Source organism: Mesorhizobium sp. WSM4813, from assembly GCF_055811555.1.
In genome coordinates, this window is sequence record NZ_JBVVQU010000086.1 from 1 (window position 1) to 18,190 (window position 18,190).

Annotated in this window: 15 protein-coding genes; 5 read left to right on the forward strand and 10 right to left on the reverse strand. The window is 64.8% G+C overall.

Going from position 1 to position 18,190, the window contains the following annotated elements:
* Window positions 1-159: 159 nt before the first annotated feature.
* The 5 genes from AC0L25_RS30375 to AC0L25_RS30395 all read right to left on the reverse strand — a co-directional run bounded on the left by AC0L25_RS30375 (window position 160) and on the right by AC0L25_RS30395 (window position 5,894).
* Window positions 160-1,098, reverse strand: a complete 939-nt coding sequence (locus AC0L25_RS30375; RefSeq protein WP_126104805.1) for an ABC transporter substrate-binding protein — start codon at window positions 1,096-1,098, stop codon at window positions 160-162.
* A gap of 77 nt (window positions 1,099-1,175) precedes the next feature.
* Window positions 1,176-2,174, reverse strand: a complete 999-nt coding sequence (locus tag AC0L25_RS30380; protein ID WP_473598858.1) for an ABC transporter permease subunit — start codon at window positions 2,172-2,174, stop codon at window positions 1,176-1,178.
* A 20-nt stretch (window positions 2,175-2,194) separates the two neighbouring features.
* Window positions 2,195-3,739 (reverse strand): sugar ABC transporter ATP-binding protein, encoded by a 1,545-nt coding sequence (locus tag AC0L25_RS30385; RefSeq protein ID WP_473598845.1) that lies wholly within the window; start codon window positions 3,737-3,739, stop codon window positions 2,195-2,197.
* The gene (locus AC0L25_RS30390) at window positions 3,736-5,115 is read right to left on the reverse strand and encodes an FGGY-family carbohydrate kinase (RefSeq protein WP_473598846.1); all 1,380 of its coding nucleotides are present in this window, start codon (window positions 5,113-5,115) and stop codon (window positions 3,736-3,738) included. Before AC0L25_RS30390 ends, AC0L25_RS30385 begins: the two co-directional genes overlap by 4 nt.
* Window positions 5,112-5,894, reverse strand: a complete 783-nt coding sequence (locus AC0L25_RS30395; RefSeq protein WP_473598847.1) for a DeoR/GlpR family DNA-binding transcription regulator — start codon at window positions 5,892-5,894, stop codon at window positions 5,112-5,114. The genes AC0L25_RS30390 and AC0L25_RS30395 overlap by 4 nt, the downstream gene beginning before the upstream one ends.
* A gap of 199 nt (window positions 5,895-6,093) precedes the next feature.
* On the opposite strand from AC0L25_RS30395, the gene AC0L25_RS30400 reads away from it, so the two are divergent.
* From AC0L25_RS30400 to ggt, 4 genes are all read left to right on the forward strand, one after another.
* Window positions 6,094-7,137 carry a class II aldolase/adducin family protein gene (locus AC0L25_RS30400; RefSeq protein ID WP_473598848.1) on the forward strand — a complete coding sequence of 348 codons (1,044 nt, stop codon included), beginning with the start codon at window positions 6,094-6,096 and terminating at the stop codon, window positions 7,135-7,137.
* A 1-nt stretch (window position 7,138) separates the two neighbouring features.
* Window positions 7,139-8,425, forward strand: coding sequence for an FGGY-family carbohydrate kinase (locus AC0L25_RS30405; protein WP_473598849.1), 1,287 nt, complete (start codon window positions 7,139-7,141; stop codon window positions 8,423-8,425).
* The gene (locus AC0L25_RS30410) at window positions 8,422-9,276 is read left to right on the forward strand and encodes a TIGR01459 family HAD-type hydrolase (RefSeq protein WP_473598850.1); all 855 of its coding nucleotides are present in this window, start codon (window positions 8,422-8,424) and stop codon (window positions 9,274-9,276) included. Before AC0L25_RS30405 ends, AC0L25_RS30410 begins: the two co-directional genes overlap by 4 nt.
* Window positions 9,277-9,385: 109 nt before the next feature.
* A complete protein-coding gene (ggt, locus tag AC0L25_RS30415) occupies window positions 9,386-10,972 on the forward strand; it encodes a gamma-glutamyltransferase (protein ID WP_473598851.1) in 1,587 nt (528 codons plus the stop codon).
* Here ggt and AC0L25_RS30420 read toward each other — a convergent pair.
* The 5 genes from AC0L25_RS30420 to AC0L25_RS30440 form a co-directional block, all read right to left on the reverse strand.
* A complete protein-coding gene (locus tag AC0L25_RS30420) occupies window positions 10,966-11,769 on the reverse strand; it encodes an ATP-binding cassette domain-containing protein (protein ID WP_473598852.1) in 804 nt (267 codons plus the stop codon). The two genes, ggt and AC0L25_RS30420, sit on opposite strands and share 7 nt — an antisense overlap.
* Window positions 11,766-12,785 carry an ABC transporter ATP-binding protein gene (locus AC0L25_RS30425; protein ID WP_473598853.1) on the reverse strand — a complete coding sequence of 340 codons (1,020 nt, stop codon included), beginning with the start codon at window positions 12,783-12,785 and terminating at the stop codon, window positions 11,766-11,768. Before AC0L25_RS30425 ends, AC0L25_RS30420 begins: the two co-directional genes overlap by 4 nt.
* Window positions 12,782-13,612, reverse strand: coding sequence for an ABC transporter permease (locus AC0L25_RS30430; RefSeq protein ID WP_473598854.1), 831 nt, complete (start codon window positions 13,610-13,612; stop codon window positions 12,782-12,784). The genes AC0L25_RS30425 and AC0L25_RS30430 overlap by 4 nt, the downstream gene beginning before the upstream one ends.
* Window positions 13,609-14,595 carry an ABC transporter permease gene (locus AC0L25_RS30435; RefSeq protein ID WP_473598855.1) on the reverse strand — a complete coding sequence of 329 codons (987 nt, stop codon included), beginning with the start codon at window positions 14,593-14,595 and terminating at the stop codon, window positions 13,609-13,611. The genes AC0L25_RS30430 and AC0L25_RS30435 overlap by 4 nt, the downstream gene beginning before the upstream one ends.
* 275 nt (window positions 14,596-14,870) lie before the next feature.
* Window positions 14,871-16,481, reverse strand: coding sequence for an ABC transporter substrate-binding protein (locus AC0L25_RS30440; RefSeq protein WP_473598856.1), 1,611 nt, complete (start codon window positions 16,479-16,481; stop codon window positions 14,871-14,873).
* A gap of 273 nt (window positions 16,482-16,754) precedes the next feature.
* On the opposite strand from AC0L25_RS30440, the gene AC0L25_RS30445 reads away from it, so the two are divergent.
* Entirely contained in the window at window positions 16,755-17,945 is a 1,191-nt protein-coding gene (locus AC0L25_RS30445) for a M24 family metallopeptidase (RefSeq protein ID WP_473598857.1), read from the forward strand.
* The last annotated feature ends 245 nt before the right edge of the window (window positions 17,946-18,190 follow it).

An 18,190-nucleotide genomic window follows, 5' to 3' on the forward strand; every position in this document is an offset into this window, starting at 1 on the left:
CCCGGCGCGCCCCCACCTCACAAAATAATTTATACAACTGCCCCAAATCTCCGTCTCCTGCTGCGCTCGACAATCGCCCCCACACGGGGCACCGGTTTTTGTAAAAAAAAATTGGGGGGGGGCCGGCCCCCCGCCCCCACCTGCCTTGGGAAGCATTAGCTAGCGGGCCGCGGTCCAGCCCTTGTAGTCCTTCAGATTCTCTGCCGTGATCAGCTGCGGGTCGAGCAGCACCGTCGCCTCGGCCGGCTTTTTGCCGGCAAGCACTTCAGCCGCCATCTGCAGCGACTGGCCAGCCATGACGTAAGGATCCTGCGAGGCCGAGGCCTTGATCATCGAGGTGCCGGAAGAGAGTTCTTTCTCGATATCGGGCGCGCCGTCGACCGCGGTGAAGATGAACTCCGAGCGGTTGAGCTGCTTGGCCGCAAGCTGGGCGCCGATCGCCGTCGGATCGTTGATGGCGAACACCGCGTCGATTTTGTCGAAACGGGTCAGCAGCGACTGAAATACTTTCAGGCCGCCGTCGCGCGAGCCTTCGGCATTCTGGTCGTCGGAGAGGATCTTGATATCCGGGTGCTTCGCCAGCACATCCTTGCAGCCCTTCACCCGCTCCAGGATCGACGACGATGCCGGCCCGTTCAGGATGACATAGTCACCCTTGCCGCCGGTATGGTCGACCAGATACTGGCAGGCCGCTTCGCCGGCCTTGACGTTGTTGGTCATCACGGTGACGTCGGCGCCCGGCGCCGAAACGTCGAACGCGGCAACCACGATGCCCGCCGCCTGCGCCTTCTTGACCGCCGGTGCGATCGCCTTGGCATCGACTGCGTTGAGCATGATCACGTCGACGCCGGCGGCGATGAAGGAGTCGACCTGCGAGACCTGCTTGTTGAGGTCGTAGTCGGCCGACACCGACGTCACCTCGACATTCGGGTTGATCTTCTTGGCCGCGTCCTCGATTCCCTTGATGGTGGCGACGAAGAATGGGTTGCCGAGCAGGCCGACCGAGATGCCAACCTTGTTCAGATCCTTGGCCGAAGCCGGTGCGATGGCGACGGCCGCAAGGGCAACCCCGCAGAGCAGTTTAGCGATGGTCTTCATTGTTTTCCTCCTGATGCCCCGCGCCTCTCACGGTGCGTTACATGAAACCGGTCGTTAATGCCGGCGACTAAGGTCAATCACGTTCTTGCTCCTGCCTGGAGCCTGTAGCGGTCGAGGGCGACCGCCACGATGATGACCAATCCCTTGATGATGTACTGCCAGATGTCGGAAACGCCGGCGAGGATGAGCCCGTTGGAGAGCACCGCTATGATCAGCCCACCGATCAGCGTGCCCCAGATCGAGCCGACGCCGCCGACGAAACTGGTGCCGCCGAGAATGACCGCGGCAATGGCGTCGAGTTCGTAGGACTGCCCAAGCTGCAGCCCGTTGGCGGCATAGAGCCGGGCCGCCGACATGGCGCCGCCAAGGCCGGCCAGAAGGCCGGAAACGCCATAGACGAAGAGCAGCACCAGCGGCACCTTGATGCCGGTGAGGCGGGCGGCCTCGGCATTGCCGCCGACGGCATAGATCCAGGTGCCGAGCACGGTGCGCTTGAGCACCAGCCAGGACAGCACCACGACCGACAGAGCGATGATGACCAGCCAGGGGATGCCGAACAGCGAACCGTTGCCGATGAAATCGAACGGCAGGTCCGAGTTGAACACCGTGGTGTCCTGGCCGAGCAGGCGGGCGACACCGCGCACGGCTGTCAGCGAACCCAGCGTGACGATAAACGGCGGCAGCTTGATGTAGGCGACGAGCAGCCCGTTGATGACGCCGAAGCCGAGGCCGACCAGAATGGCCGCCGGCACGCCGAGCATGCCCCAATCCGGCACCAGCGACACCATCACCGCCACCATCGCCGAGGCGGCAAGGATGGCGCCGACGGACAGGTCGATGCCGCCGGTCAGGATGACGAAGGTCATGCCCGCCGCAAGCACGATGTTGATCGACGACTGCTGGGTGACGATCAACAGGTTGGTCTCAGTCAGGAAGCGCGGGTTCATGAACTGGAAGCCGGCCGCCAAAAGGATCAGGACCGGCAGCATGCCAAGGGCGGCGAAGGCGGTGCGCAGCCGCCGGCTCCTGCCGACAGCCTGGTCGCCTGCGCTCATCTCGGTTGCCTTGTCGGTCATCCCTTGGCCGCTCTTGTCGGTCATCCCTTGGCCGCTCCCGTTGCAAGTTCCATGATTGCTTCCTGGCTGAGCGGTTGGCCTTCGGATGCCGTCACCTCGCCTGATATGGTGCCGTCGCGCATCACCAGCACGCGGTCGGCGACGCCGATCACCTCCGGCAGTTCGCTGGAGATCATCAGGATGGCGATGCCCTTCTTGGCGAGATCGTCGATCAGCCGGTAGATTTCCGACTTCGCCCCGACATCGACGCCGCGTGTTGGCTCGTCGAGGATGAGAACCCGCGGCTCGGTTTCGAGCAGGCGGGCGAGCAGCACCTTCTGCTGGTTGCCGCCCGACAGCGAGCCGGCATTGGCCTGAACCGACCTGGTGCGGATGGAGAGGTCGGAAACCGCCTTGGCGGCGCGCCTCTCTGCCGTCGCGAAGTCGCGCAAGCCGCCGGCCCGCGCGTCCCTTGCGAGCACGCCCATGCTGATATTGTCGGAAATCGACATGTCGAGGAACAGGCCGAGTTCCTTGCGGTCTTCGGTGAGATAGGCGATGCCGGCGTCCAGCGCCTCGCGCGGCGAGCCGATGGATATCGGCTTGCCGTCGAGTTCCAGCGTGCCTGATGTGTGCCTGTCGGCGCCGAAGATCAGCCGTGCGAGCTCGGTGCGGCCCGAGCCGACCAGGCCCGCCAGTGCCAGCACTTCGCCCTTGTGCAGGTCGAAGGAACAGTCCTTCAAAAGATTGCCGTCCGACATGCCCTGCACCGACAGTGCGATCGCGCGCTTGCTGTCCGGTGGGCGGTGATCCTTCTTGTAGAAGGCGGACAGGTCACGGCCGACCATCATCGAGACGAGGCGCGAGGCATTCAGGTCGGCGCGATCGAGCGTGCCGACATAGCCGCTGTCGCGCAGCACGCTGACACGGTCGGCAAGCTGGTAGACCTCTTCCATGCGGTGGCTGATGTAGATGATGGCGATGCCTTGCGACTTCAGCGTCGCAATGACCTCGAACAGCCTGTCCGTCTCGCGCGAGGTCAGTGAGGTGGTCGGCTCGTCCATGACGATTATGCGCGCGCTGGTCGACAGCGCACGGGCGATTTCGACCATCTGGCGTTCGCCAAGCGACAGACTGGACAATGGGGCGCGCGCCGAGAAGGAGATGCCGAGCCGCGCGATGATTTCCTTGGCGCGCCGATTGCACTGGTCGCGGTCGACGATGCCGAACCGTCTCGGCTCGTTGCCGAGGAAGATGTTCTGCGCGACCGTCAGGTTGGGCGCCAGCGACAGCTCCTGGTAGATGACAGCAATGCCGTTGGCGCGCGCCTTGATCGGGTCGCCGGTGGCGACGGGTGTGCCGTCGATCAGGATATCGCCGCCGGGGTCCGGCCTATAGGCGCCGGACAGCACCTTCATCAGCGTCGACTTGCCGGCGCCGTTTTCGCCCATCAGCGCGTGCAGTTCGCCGGCATGGACGGTTAACGACACATCCTGCAAGGCGCGGATCGGGCCGAACGTCTTGGAGATATGCCGCATCTCCAGCACCGGCTGGCGCACTGTTTCGATCCGGGCAGCGGCGGTCATCGTGCGCCTCGCGCTGCAGTTTCAACGACGCCTCGATCGCCGGCGAGACCGCGCCAGCTATTGCGATAGCCGGTAAGCCCGGTGAAGCTTGAAGCACAAACAGGCTCCGGCGCCTCGGCGGCAAATTCGCGGCCAACACTCTCGAAGGCAAGAGCCGCCGCTCCGGTGGCGCTGCCCTCCAGCGTGGCGCCCTGCATGAAGGCCTGGCCGGGACGCAGTTGCGCCAGCAGGCTAGCGAGCAGGCCGCCACTGTTCAGTCCGCCATCGACGATCACGGTGTTGTTCGAATGGATCAGGTCGAGACACAGATCGACCATCAGCGCGACATAGAGCAGCGCCACGGCCGCGCGTTCCTCCGCGTTGGGTGCGCGCCCGACCAGTTCGCCGGGATGGGCAGGCATCGGCCCGCCCGGCGCGAAGCTGGGCAGCGCCATGATGCCGGCGTCGATCGCCTGCTGTACGGCTGAGGAGGCGATCGCGCCCTGCCAGCCGGCGCTGATCGTCGCGAATTCACGGCCGCCCATGAAGCGGATGGTCGGCACCGGGCCACCGTCGACATCGACATTGACCAGCATGTCGCGGTCGCGATCGAGCGCGTCGAGCGGGCAGTCCGGGTTGAGCACGACGACCCAGGTGCCGGTCGAAACGACAGTGACCGGGCCAAGCTCCTGCCGGCGATAGGCATAGAGCGCCGCATTGCTGTCATGGACACCGTTGTGAATGGCGATCGGCCGCGTCGCCTCGCCGAAGCGCTGCTCGCCGATGACCGCGCCGGCACGCTCGAAGGCGGGCATCTGGCCGCGCCATCCTTCGGCGTCAACCAGCGAGGAGAAATCACGTTTGCGCGGCGCCCACAGATGCGAGTGACAGCCGAGATAGGACACCTCTGATACTGCCCGGCCGCCAAAGCGCCAGCTCCAGTATTGCGGATAGCCGAGGATCGATTTCGTCGCAGCGAATACACCGGGTCGCACCGCCTTCAGCCACAGCATGTGGCGACCGTAGTTGAAGCCGAGCGGCAGATGCGGCGAGAAGGTCTCGGCGAAATCCGGAATGCGGCGATCGATCTGCGCGGCAATCTCGGCCGGCGGCTCCTGCTCGTAGTCGAGTATGGGATGCGTCAGCGCCGCATCGTCAATCAAGGCAAAGGTGCAGCCATGGCCCGAAACCATCAGCCCCTCTATGCCATGGATATTGACCGCCTCGCCGACGGCACGAGCCGCCCAATCGTGAAGCGCTGTCTCGTCGAGCACGCTGAAGCCGGCTTTGCGCGTCCAGTTCGGCTGGGTCCGGCGCTCGTCGAGGATCTGCCCGTCCTGACCGAAGACGAACAGCTTCGAGTTGGTCTTGCCGAAGTCGAGGATGGCCACCTTCACTGGAGGGCTCCCGAGGCAGAGGCGATCCGCACCATGACGCCGGCATCTTCGAGCATGCGCGCGTCGGCGTCGGACAGGCCGTCATCGGTCACCAGCGTGCCGATGCGGGACAAGGGCAGTGCGACATTGCGCGCGTGGATCGACAGTTTGCGGCTGTCGGCCAGCACCACGATCTGGTCGGCGCATAGGCTGAGTTCGACGATGGAGCGGACCAGCAGCGGATGCGATTCCAGCAGGCCCTCCTGGCCGATGCCTTGCGCGCCAAGAAAGAACTTTGACGCATAGAACGGCACGGACTGGGTGAGCGAATGGATGATGCCGGGTTCGCGGTGCAGTTCGCCGCCGGCAATGGTTAGGCTGCAATGGCCGTGGTCGCTCAGATAGGCGATGAGAGGCATGGAGTTGGTGTAGAGCCGGATGTTGCGGTCGGCGAGCTTGGCGCCGAGATGGAAACAGGTCGAACCGCCGTGCACGATGACGGCGTCGCCATCGCGCACCATTGTCGCGGCGAGAGCGGCGATCTGCCGCTTGGCCTCGACCGCTAGATCGCGGTTCTCGTCGTAAGGCCTGGCATAGGCGACGCCCGCCTGCGAAGCACCATCGAGCGCCGAGATGCCGCCATAGACCTTCCGTGCTTCGCCGGCCTCGTCGATCTTGTCGATATCGCGCCGCACCGTCGCAGCCGACACGCCGAGCCGCTCCTGCAGCTCGCGCACCGAGGCGAAAGGGCGGTCCCGCAACAATTCGACGATCTGACGCTGGCGGCCGGAGTCGCTCAACGGTTTACCTCCCGAAATGCCATTTTGCCACGGCAATTGGTGCAACTTACTCAACGCGCATCGGATTGCAAGCTTGATTTGGTGGGATAAGATCACTATTGACGTAACTTACTCGCCGCTGCGATACCAGCGTCACTCGCTGTCCCGGCTACCGGGATCCAACGCCGTGGCCAGGCGGCCGGTTTGTGAAGGAGTTTCGATGGCGATCAATGCGGATGCGCAGGAACTGGCTGCTTTGCGGTCGCTTTCGGCCAGCATCGGGCGCGACCCGCATTTGACGCAGGCCGCGGGTGGCAACACGTCGCTGAAGGCCGGCGACACGCTCTGGATCAAGGCTTCCGGCACCTGGTTGAAGAATGCACTCGCCGAGGACATCATGGTTCCCGTGGCGATCCCGCCGCTGCTTAGGGCTGTCGAACAGCGCGACCCGGCCGCCGATCAGCCACAGGGTTTCGCCATCGAGGCGCTCAACACACGCAAGCTGCGCCCCTCGATCGAGACCACGGTTCACGCCCTGATGCCGCAGCGCGTCGTTCTGCATGTCCACTGCGTCGACACCATTTCGCTTGCCGTGCAGGCCGACTGCGAGGCTCAAATCGCCAAGCGCCTCGATGGCCTCGAATGGGCGTATGTTCCTTATCGCCGGCCGGGCCTGCCGCTCGCCCAGGGCATTGCCGAGCGTCTTCGGCCTGGGGTCGATGTGCTGATCCTTGCCAATCACGGCCTGGTCGTCGCAGCCGAAACCGTCGCCGGCGCCGAGGCGCTGCTGCGCCGCGTCACAGGGCTGCTGGCGCGGCCGCCCCGCGAGGTGGCGGAGCCTAACGTTGTCGCATTGACGGCGCTCATCGGACGCACCGGCTATAGATTGCCGGCAGATATCGAAGCGCATGCGGTCGTGATCGATCCTGAAAGCTGCCGCATGGCGTCGGGGGGCAGCCTCTATCCCGATCATGTCATCTTTCTCGGCCAGGGTTCGATCGTGGCTAGGCCTGGCGAGGACGTTCTGCGCGTCACCGAACGGTGCGGCACGGCACCGGTGGCAATCCTGTTTCCCGGGCTTGGCGTGCTGATGCGCGGCGACGCGAGTGCCGGCGCCGTTGCCATGCAGCGCTGCCTTGCCGACGTGACGGCGCGGATCGACGTTGCGGCGAAGCTGAACTATCTGACTGCGGCCGAGAACGACGAGCTGATCAATTGGGACGCCGAGCAGTATCGCCAGAAACTCAATGCAGCCGGCAGCTGAGATGGCGCTTTCAATCGGCCCCCTTTCGATTGGCATCGACATCGGCACATCAGGTGCGCGCGCCGTCGCCATGCGGCCGGACTTTTCGATTGCCGCGCATTCCGCCGTTCCACTCGACAGGTTTGGCCAGAACGCCCGCGACCCCTCAGTGTGGTGGTCAGCGGTCGGCGCGGCGCTGACGGAACTGCTTTCCGGCATCGATCGCGCGGCGGTCCGGTCGATTGCCGTCGACGGCACTTCAGGCACGTTGCTGCCGGTCGACGGCGTCGGGCGGCCGCTAGCTGAGCCGTTGATGTACAACGACAAGGTCGACGACGACGCCATTCTGGCCGTGATCGCGCGCGAGGCGCCGGCAGCGAGCGCAGCACGTGGGGCGACGTCCGGTCTCGCCAAGGCACTGTCATTCCAGCGCCAGCCCGGTGTTGCCGCGGTGCTGCATCAGGCCGACTGGATCGCGGCACAGTTCTCCGGCCGCTTCGACGTCAGCGACGAGAACAATGCCCTGAAAACCGGCTACGACGTCGAGGCCCGCCGCTGGCCGGACTGGATCGCGGCGACCGGCATGCGCATGGAGTTCCTTCCTGATGTCGTCAAGCCGGGCGATGTGAACGGCACGCTCACCGCAAGTGCATCGGACCTGTTCGGCCTGGCGCGCGACGTCACCGTGGTCGCCGGGACAACAGATGGCTGCGCGTCGTTCCTGGCGACGGGTGCTGCGGCAGTTGGCGACGGGGTCACCGCGCTGGGGTCCTCACTGACCATCAAGATCCTCTCCGATCGGCCGATCTCGGCGCCGCAGTTCGGCATCTACAGTCACCGGCTGGGAGATGCCTATCTTGCGGGTGGTGCGTCGAATTCGGGCGGCAAGGTGCTGGCGCAGCATTTCCCTCTTGCGCGCATCATCGAGCTGAGTGCGGCCATAGACCCCATGACGGAGACCGGCCTCGACTATTATCCGCTTCCCGCGATCGGCGAACGCTTTCCGATCGCCGATCCTGCTCTGCCGCCACGTCTGACGCCGCGGCCTGCGGACGACGCCGGCTATCTGAAAGCGATGTTGGAGGGCATTGCCGAGATCGAGGCGCTCGGTTACCGCCGGCTTGCCGAGCTCGGCGCGCCTCGGCTGCTCTCGGTGAGAAGTGTCGGCGGCGGTGCGGCAAATCCCGCCTGGACCGCGATCCGGCAGCGCAAGCTGGGCGTCGATTTTCTGCCGGCGCTTTCGGACGAGGCGGCCGCCGGCACGGCGCGGCTGGCGCTGAGGGGCGCAACCGAAGCGGGGTTTTTGTGAGCACGAAAACGGTTGAACATCTCGAGGGTATCGGAGCGCTGGTTGAGCGCTATCAGGTGTTCCTGCTCGATCAGTTCGGCGTGCTGCACGACGGTACAAACCCCTATCCGGGTGCCGTGGAGGCGTTGTCGGCGCTGAGGCGCGCAGGCAAGACGATTGTGCTGGTCTCGAACTCCGGCAGGCGCGCGCGGCCCAACGAAGCCCGCTTGCTGAAGCTCGGCTTTGAACCAGGAAGCTGGGATCAATTTGTCTCTTCCGGCGAGATCGCGTGGAGGTCCTTTCACGAAATGGCGATATCCGGAAAGCTGCGCCCAAACACAAAGTGCCTGCTGATCAGCCGCGAGGGCGATCGTTCGGCGATTGAAGGTCTGCCTTTCACCCTGACCAGCGACGGCGATGATGCCGAACTGGTGCTGATCGCCGCCAGCGAGGGCGATCGCTTCGACATCGATCACTATCGCAGGCTTTTTGCACCGGCAGCAGCGCGGCAGGTGCCGTGCTTCTGCACCAACCCCGACAAGATCATGCTGACCGCCGTGGGGCCCCGCTTTGGCGCCGGTCAGCTTGCGAATCTCTACGAGAGCCTCGGCGGCAGCGTCACCCGCATCGGCAAGCCCTACACGCCGATCTTCGATGCCGCGCTGGCGCTGGCGGGCAACCCGGACCGCAGCAGCGTGGTCTGTGTCGGCGACAGCGTCGAACACGATGTCGCCGGCGGAATTGGTGCCGGCGTGGCGACTGCGCTGGTGTTGTCCGGAATATTGGCGGGCACCCCTGACCTGGCCAAGCTTTTCGACAGTCTGGACGCCTACCCCGACTACACCACGGATATTTTTAAATTCGCTGATTGAGATCGGCAATTTCCCAGGGTTGGGCGCTGTGATCGTGCTGCTTTCGGTGGCGCAGCCCTTGGCTGCTGTTGCCAGTTCACATCTGGTTGGTCGGAGGCTATTGAACTGCATGCGTGATTTCCAACTCCCCGGACGGTCGCCGGTTCGTGCGACGGAAGCGATGGCCGCGACATCGCACCCGCTGGCGACGCTGGCGGCGATCGAGATGCTGCGGTCCGGCGGCAACGCGATGGATGCAGCGGTGTGCGCGGCGGCGGTGCAGGCGGTCGTCGAGCCGCAATCGACCGGTGTCGGCGGCGACTGTTTCGTCCTCTATTGTCCCAACGGCCAAGGCGAGGTTCTGGCCTTCAACGGCTCCGGCCGCGCACCTGCGTCAGCGACGGCTGAATGGTATCTGGACAGGGGGCATGTCGAACTGCCTGAGTCCGGTCCGCACGCGGTCACCGTGCCGGGCGCTATCGACGCATGGTGCCGGCTGCTCGAGGATCATGGCAGAAAGGGCATCGACGCCGCACTCGCACCTGCCATACGCTACGCCGAACAGGGCTACGTCGTCCAAGACCGCGTCGCCTTCGACTGGGCTGAAAGTGCTGCTTTGCTTGCCGCGGACGAACATGCCACGCGGATTTTTCTGCCGGATGGAAGGGCGCCGCAGGCCGGCGAACTGCACCGGCAGCCGCAACTGGCCGAGACCCTGCGCATCGTCTCGCGCCGTGGCCGCGCCGGCTTCTATGAAGGCGAGGTCGCCGACGACATGGTGTCGCGTCTGCGTGCTCTCGGTGGGTTGCATGCGCTCGAGGATTTTGCGGCCACGAAGGGCGACTATGTCAGGCCGGTCGGCACATCCTACCGGGGCTACGACATCCATCAGATGCCGCCGAACAACCAAGGGCTGACGGCACTGATCATGCTGAATGTGCTGTCGGGCTTCTCGCTCGGCTCCCTGGAGCCGAACGGCGCCGAGCGCTTTCACCTCGAGATCGAGGCGGGGCGGCTTGCCTATCAGGACCGCGACAATTTCATCGGCGACCAGAACCACGTCCATGTTCCCGTGGAGCAGTTGTTGTCCAGATCCCATGCGGACCGGCTCCGCGCCGAGATCGATCCGGCGCGCGCGATGACGCATCTTCCACGGCTTGAGCTTCGGCCGAGCGATACCGTCTACATCTCGGTGGTCGACCGCGACCGCAATGCGGTCAGCTTCATCAACTCGACCTTTGGTTCGTTCGGCAGCGGAGTGGTCGGCCCGAAGACCGGGGTCGTCCTGCAGAACCGCGGCAGCAGCTTCCGCCTGGCGGCGGACCACCCAAACCGCATCGCACCGGGAAAACGCCCTATGCACACCATCATGCCAGGCATGATGACAGCCAATGGCCGGGCGGTCATGTCGTTCGGCGTTATGGGCGGCGGCTACCAGCCGTTCGGCCATGTCCACCTGCTCACCAACATGATCGATTTCGGCATGGACCCTCAGGAGGCGCTGGATGCGCCACGAGTGTTTTACAGACAGAACACTGTGGAGGCAGAGCGTGGCGTTCCGGCCGAGGCGATCGCCGGCCTGCGCGAGCGCGGCCATCAGCTGTCCATCGCGACCGAGCCGCATGGAGGCGGCCAGCTGGTGCTGATCGACTGGGACAAGGGTACGCTCACCGGCGCATCCGATCCGCGCAAGGATGGTTGCGCGCTGGGTTACTGACGATCGGCCGCGCCCTGCGTTCTGGTCCTGTTCAGTTTTGGCGCTGCCGCCACCAGCGCCTTGCCGATCGCCGACTGCGGGGCACCGATGACCGCCCGGGCGTTGCCGCTCTCGGCGACGCGGCCGGCATCGAGAATGACGACACGATGAGCGATGGCCCTGATAACGCCGAGATCATGCGAAATGAATAGATAGGCGATCCGTTCCTCGCGCTGCAGATCGAGCAGCAATTGCAGGATCTGCCGGCGCACCGATACGTCGAGCGCGGACACCGCTTCGTCGAGCACGATCAGCGACGGTTTTGTCGCGATGGCGCGAGCGATCGCGATGCGCTGGCGCTGGCCGCCCGAGATTTCGTGTATGGCGCGGCCGGCGAGATCAGCGCTCAGGCCGACGCGCTCGAGCAGAGCGGCGATGCGACGCGGACGTTCTGATCGGCCTGCGATGCCATGGATGCGCAAAGGATCGTCAAGCACGCGCGCGACGCTGGCGCGCGGATTGAAGGCGGCGAGCGGGTCCTGGAAGACCATTTGCACGCGCGCGCGCCGGGCGCGCAACGCAGTATCGTTCAGGGACAGGAAATCGCCACCTTCGAACTCGATACGGCCGGCGTCCGGTTCGATCAGCCGCAGTAGCAGCCGCGCGACCGTCGACTTGCCGCTGCCGGAAGGGCCGGCCAGCGCCAGCGTCTCGCCGGCCTCGATGTCGAAGGAAACGTCATCGACGGCGGCGATTGTGTTGCCGCCGCGGCGATATCGTTTGGTCAGGCCGGAAACAGCCAGCAATGGACTGCTCACCGCGACGCTCCTGACTGCTGCAGCAGCGGTTCGGCGTCGAGGCCGAGATGGGCGTTAAGCAGCGCTCTTGTGTAGGCGTGGCGCGGACTAGCGACGATCTGCGCCGTCGTGCCGAGCTCGACCAGCTCGCCGTGCCGGAACACGGCGATGCGCTCGGCCAGATCGGCGGCCAGCGCGATGTCGTGGCTGACGAACAGCAGCGTCATGCCGTCCTCGGCCACCAATTGCCGGATCAGCGCGACGATCTCGGCCTGCACGATGGTGTCGAGCGCGCTGGTCGCCTCATCGGCGATCAGCAGTTTCGGACCGGCCGCGATCGCCGCGGCGATCGCCACGCGTTGCTTCTGGCCGCCGGAAAGCTGGTGCGGATAGGCGCGCAGAGCGGCGTCCGGGTCGGGCAGGCGGACGCGTTCGAGCAGGGTTTTTGCCTGGGCAAAGGATTGCGACCAAGTAAGGCCGAGATGCGTGTGCGCGACTTCCGCGATCTGCTCGCCAACTGCCATTACCGGATCGAGGCTGGCCGACGGGTCCTGGAAGACAAGGCCAATATCGCGGCCACCGAGGGGAGTGTGGCTTGTCCCAATGGCAGATGGTCGGCGCTCTGTCGCGCCCCCCTCTGTCCTGCCGGACATCTCCCCCTCAAGGGGGGAGATTGCGCTGTCATTTCTGCTTCCGCCAATCGCAGAAGGTGTTGAGGCCGAAGTCGGTGAAGGAGAGCCAACAGCGGAACTGCCAATCTCCCCCCTTGAGGGGGAGATGTCCGGCAGGACAGAGGGGGGTGCCTTGGCACCAAAGGATGGCAAAAACCACTCGATCGAGCCTCCAACCTTGGAAGATCCCGGCAGCAGCCCGGCAATGGCCAGCGCCAGCGTGCTCTTGCCCGAGCCGCTCTCGCCGATGATGGCGAAGCGCTCGCCGGCGGCGACATCTAGGCTGACATGGTTCAGCGCCGCCACCTCGACGCCATCGCGGCGATAGGTCACCGTCAGACCGCGGATCGAAAGCAGCGCCGTCACGACAGGCTCCTTCTCACCGCCGTCGTCTCGACGACGCCTTCACCGGCGAGATAGACGCCGAGCACGGTCAGCACGAGCGCTACGCCGGGAATGATCGACAGGAAGGGCGCGGTGCGCAGCACGGCGCGGCCTTCGGCGATCATGCCGCCCCAGGTCACGCGGTTGGGGTCGCCGAGGCCGAGAAACGAAAGTGCCGCCTCGGTGAGGATCGCCGCGGCGACGATCACCGACGACAATGCCAGCACCGGCGGTAATGCGTTGGGCAGCACTTCGCGCAAGGCGATCTCCAGCGGATGCATGCCGATGACGCGGGCGCCGGCGACAAAATCGCGCTCGCGGATCGACAGCACTTCGGCTCGGGCAACGCGCGCCGGCCCGGTCCAGGCGCCGAGCGCGATCGCCGCGATGACGACGCCGAGCGATGGCCCGACGACGCTGACGAAGGCGAGCGCCAGCAGAAAGCTCGGCACGGTCTGGAAGGCGTCGGTGATGCGCATCAGCACCTCATCGACGAGGCCACCGGCAAAGCCGGCCAGCGTGCCGACTATTGCGCCGACGGCAAGGGCTGCGGCTGCCGCCGCCAGCCCGACCGCCAGCGAGGTGCGGGCGCCGTGGAAAAGCTCGGCCAGCACATCGCGGCCGAGCCGGTCGGTACCGAGCGGCAGCGACCAGTCCTGAAAGGGCGGCAGCAATGCCGGCCCGGCAATCGCCTGCGGATCGCCGGGAAAGAATAGCGGCGCCGATAGCGCCATGGCGAACAGCGCCAGCAGAATGATCGCGCCGGCGAGCGCTTCCGGCGTGCCAACAAAGCGGCGAAGCGGGCTCACGCACCGGCCTCGCTGGCGCCGACGCGCGGATCGAGGAAGGCGTAGGCGATGTCGACGAGAAGGTTGATAACGATGACCAGGACGGCGCTGGTGAGAATGATGCCGAGCAGCAGCGGCGTGTCGCGCGCAGCCACCGCCTCCTGCGCCAGCCGGCCAAGGCCGGGCACGGAAAAGACGCTTTCGATGACGACGCTGCCGCCGAGCATCTGCGCCGATTGCAGGCCGAGCATGGTGACCAGCGGCAACAGCGCGTTGCGGGCAACGTGGGCGAGCACGATGCGGCGGCGGGAGAGCCCTTTGGCGCGAGCGGCGAGGACAAAATCCTGTCGCCAGACCTCGGCCATGCCGGCGCGCATCATGCGCAGATAGAGCGCCAGATAGATGAAGCCGAGGGCCGCCACCGGCAGGACGAGATGGCCGGCGATATCGGCCGCGCGGTCGAGGCCGGTCTTGCCCGACGCAATGCTCTCGATGCCGCCGATCGGAAACCAGCGCAGGTCGACGGCGAAGACGATGATCAGCACCAGCCCGAGCCAGAAGCCGGGCACTGCATAGAGCGCCAACGAGCCGATCGACAGGAAGCGGTCGCGAAAGCTGCCGGGTCTGGCGCCGGCATAGATGCCGAGCGCCGAGCCGAGCCCGAAGGAGAGCGCGGTGGCGCTGCCCATCAACAGCAGCGTGTTGGGCAGGCGTTCGAGGATGACGTCGCGGATCGGCCGCGAAAAGGTCACCGACTGGCCGAGGTCGAGATGCAGCAGCGCCCAGAGGTAGTTGGCCAGGCGCGTCAGCGCCGTCTGGTCGAGGCCCCAGCGATGACGCAGCAATTCGATCATGCCGGCATCGCCGCCGGTAGAGGCGATATAGGCGTCGACAGCGTCGCCGGGAGCGGCTTCCAGAAAAAGGAAAGTGCCGATGACGACAATCAGCAGCACGAAGACGCTGCCGACGAGGCGACGGCGAAGGAGGGTGAGGGCGCGGGTCATGGCGCGATAACATTGGCAGGTGGGCCAATTCTCCCGCGTTGCGTTCTACGACGCCCCCCTCTGTCCTGCCGGACATCTCCCCCACTTGGGGGGAGATTGGCTGTCATTATCGCTTTCGCCAATCTCCAACGTTGCCGGACTGAGCGAGGCGCCAAAGCTGCCAATCTCCCCCCTCGTGGGGGAGATGTCCGGCAGGACAGAGGGGGGCGCCGTAGAGCTCTCATTACCGAAGCTGAGCACCCACACAAGCGACGCGCAAGTCTGGAGAGACCTGTTTAGGTCTCCAGCCAGGTGTCCGCCCAGTTCGACACCGCCCAGCGCGGGTTGTTGGCGATATTCCTGACCGAGTCACGCGCGACGCTGATAAAACTCCATTCGGCGACGTTGATCAGCGGCAGTTCGGCTGCGACCTTTTTTTGAAACTCCTTGTAAAGTTCAGTCCGCGCGGCGGGGTCGAGCGTCTCGGATGCCTTGGCGATGAGGGCGTCGAGTTCGTCGTTCTTGTAGCCGCCCTGGTTTGAGAAAGGCACGCCGTCCGGAATGCCGCTCTGCACCAGAATGGTGGTCGAGATCGCCGGATCGCCGCGGAACACCGGCGGCCCGACCGCAAGGTCGAAGGCGTGGTCGGTGTAGACGGCCTTGATATGCGCGGCCGAGTCGTTGTTGACCAGCTGGGCGTCGATGCCGATGGCGGCGAGCGCCTGGCGCAGATAATCGCCGAACTGTTTTGTTTCGTTGAAATAGGGCGCCGGCAGCAGCTTCAGTGAAAAGCGCTTGCCGTCGTCACCCTTGCTGTAGTCGGCTTCGTCGAGCAGGGCGTTGGCCTTGGCCACGTCGAAGGCATAAGTCGGCACGTCGGCCGTATAGAACTGCGGATCGTTTTTCGGCACCGGGCCGGTGGCGGTGGCGGCATAGCCGAGGAACACCGTCTTGACGACGAAATCCTTGTCGATGGCGTGGGCGATCGCCTGGCGCACCTTCAGGTCGGCCAACTCCTTGCGGCGATGGTTGATCTCGACGACGAGCTGGTAGGTCAGCGCCTCATAACCCTTGGTGATCACCTTGAGGCCAGGCACTTTTGAGATGCGGTCGAGATCTGCCAACGGCACCGCGGAAAAGGCGGCGAGTTGGATCTCTTCGGCCTCGAGCGCGCTTGCCGCCGAGGTGCGGTCGGGCAGCACCTGATAGATGATCTCATCGAGGTAAGGCTGGTCCTTGCCCCAATAGTCGCCATTCTTCTCCAGCCGATAATATTCGCCTGGCTTGTGTTCGGCGAATTTGAACGGGCCGGTGCCGATCGGCGCATTGTTGGCCGGGTTCTCTTCGATTTTTCCCGTCTCGTAGATGTGCTTCGGCACCACGCTTGTCAGCGCCGGCAAGGCGTTGCGGATCAGCTGGAATGGTGTCGGCCTGGCGAATTTGAACACCGCCGTCGCCTCGTCCGGGGTGTCGACCGCCTCCAGATCCTTGAACACGGTGCGGCCGAGATTCTGCAGCGGCTTCCAGATCTGCAGCGCCGAGAACGCGACGTCGGCGGAGGTGAAGGGTTTGCCGTCATGCCATTTGACGCCCTCGCGCAATTTGAACGTCACCGACAGGCCGTCGGCGGCGCCCTCCCAGCTTGTCGCCAGGCGCGGGTCGAGCCCGTCCTTGCCGTCAAAGGACGCCTCGGCCAAAGGTTCCACGATCTTGCTCGCAATGAAGAAGACGCCGTTGGACGCGACGATCGCCGGGTTGAGGTTGCGCGGCTCGGAATCCGCGGCGACGACCAGCCGCCCGCCTTTCTTCGGCGTCTGTGCCCAGCCGATCGTCGGCAGCCCTGTCGAAGCCAGCAGCAGTGCCGAACCGGCAAGCACGCTGCGTCTGGAAATCGTGACCTCTGACATGATCGAACTCCGTCCCTCTCAACCACCCGGCCGGGTGGGTCAGTACCCTGGGATGCCAGACGGCATCCTTGCAAGGGTGATTATGAGCCTTGCCGAGGGTTTCGCCAGAGGCGGATTTGGCGCATCCTCATGTGGCTTTGAAAATTTCGTCCGCTGGACCAGTTACAGGAAGCGGTCCTTCCGACCTTATCTGGCAGGACCAGACTTATGTAGTAGGACAAACTGGACACCGCCGAGATCCGACCGGCCGGCCAAGGAATCAGGGAGAGAAAGATGAACGTCGCCCCGGGTAAGAATGCCGTCAGCACCATCCCGTTCGACCACGCCAGGGTCGACCGGCTGATGGAGGAAGCCGGCATCGATGTGCTGCTCGCCACCTCCAAGCACAACACGCAATATCTGCTTGGCGGCTACAAGTTCATCTTCTTTGCCGCCATGGATGCGATCGGCCACAGCCGCTATCTGCCTGTTGTCGTCTACGAGAAGGACGGGCCGGACCACGCCGCCTATATCGGCAACCGCATGGAGGGTGCCGAGCACCAAAACAACCCGTTCTGGACGCCGACCGTCCACGCCGCCTGCTGGGGCACGCTCGACGCCGCCAATCTCGCGGTCGAGCACCTGGCGAAAATCGGCAAAGGTGAAGCCCGCATCGGCATCGAGCCGGCCTTCCTGCCGTCGGACGCCTACACGCTGATCCGCAAGGCGCTGCCGGATGCCAAGCTGATCGATGCGACCGGCATGCTGGAGCGGATGCGGGCGATCAAGACGGATGCGGAGCTGGAGAAGCTGCGCATCGCCTCCGAACTGATCACCGATTCCATGCTGGCGACCATTGCCTGGGCGCGCGAAGGCACGACCAAGACCGAGATCATCGAGCAGCTGCGGCGCGAGGAGACCAATCGCGGCGCGCATTTCGAATATTGCCTGTTGACGCTCGGCGCCAGCCACAACCGCGCCGGCTCGCCGCAGGCATGGAAGAAGGGCGAGGTGATGTCGATCGATTCCGGCGGCAATTACCACGGCTATATCGGCGACCTCTGCCGCATGGGCATTTTGGGCGAGCCGGATCCCGAACTCGAGGATCTGTTGGCCGAAGTCGAGGCGGTGCAGCAGGCGGCCTTTTCCAAGGTGCGCTCCGGCACGCTGGGTGGTGACATGATTTCCTACTCGGAACGCGTGCTGAAAGCGTCAAAGGTGGCGCCCTATACCGATTTCTTCGCCCACGGCATGGGACTGATCACCCATGAGGCGCCGTTCCTGATGACCAACCATCCGGTGAGCTATGAAGGCACCTATGCCGAAAAGCCGCTGGAGAAAAACATGGTGCTTTCGGTCGAGACGACGATGCTCCACCCGACGCGCGGCTTCATCAAGCTGGAGGACACCGTGGCGGTCACCGAGACCGGTTACGCTATGTTCGGCGATCGGGGCAGGGGCTGGAACAGGGGTGGGGTGGCATAATGAGACGGTACGCGCTGCCCCTCATCGCCCTGCCGGGCACTTCTCCCCGTATAGTGACGGGGAGAAGGGGACGCTCCGACGCTGGCATGAAATGTTCGAGCATTTGCGATTGGCGAAACCGCTGATGACAGCGCCCTTCTCCCCGTCTCTATACGGGGAGAAGATGCCGGTGTCCGAACCGGATAGATAGGTAACAGAATGGACCGATTGCATGGGTGACAGTTTTCTTGTCCGCCGGGAGGACC

Bases quoted from the DNA above. Each gene is read 5' to 3' on its own strand.
- AC0L25_RS30435 (WP_473598855.1), bottom strand. From the start codon at position 14,595: ATGACCCGCGCCCTCACCCTCCTTCGCCGTCGCCTCGTCGGCAGCGTC.
- AC0L25_RS30380 (WP_473598858.1), bottom strand. From the start codon at position 2,174: ATGACCGACAAGGCAACCGAGATGAGCGCAGGCGACCAGGCTGTCGGC.
- AC0L25_RS30405 (WP_473598849.1), top strand. From the start codon at position 7,139: ATGGCGCTTTCAATCGGCCCCCTTTCGATTGGCATCGACATCGGCACA.
- ggt (WP_473598851.1), top strand. From the start codon at position 9,386: ATGCGTGATTTCCAACTCCCCGGACGGTCGCCGGTTCGTGCGACGGAA.
- AC0L25_RS30440 (WP_473598856.1), bottom strand. From the start codon at position 16,481: ATGTCAGAGGTCACGATTTCCAGACGCAGCGTGCTTGCCGGTTCGGCA.
- AC0L25_RS30375 (WP_126104805.1), bottom strand. From the start codon at position 1,098: ATGAAGACCATCGCTAAACTGCTCTGCGGGGTTGCCCTTGCGGCCGTC.
- AC0L25_RS30400 (WP_473598848.1), top strand. From the start codon at position 6,094: ATGGCGATCAATGCGGATGCGCAGGAACTGGCTGCTTTGCGGTCGCTT.
- AC0L25_RS30445 (WP_473598857.1), top strand. From the start codon at position 16,755: ATGAACGTCGCCCCGGGTAAGAATGCCGTCAGCACCATCCCGTTCGAC.
- AC0L25_RS30385 (WP_473598845.1), bottom strand. From the start codon at position 3,739: ATGACCGCCGCTGCCCGGATCGAAACAGTGCGCCAGCCGGTGCTGGAG.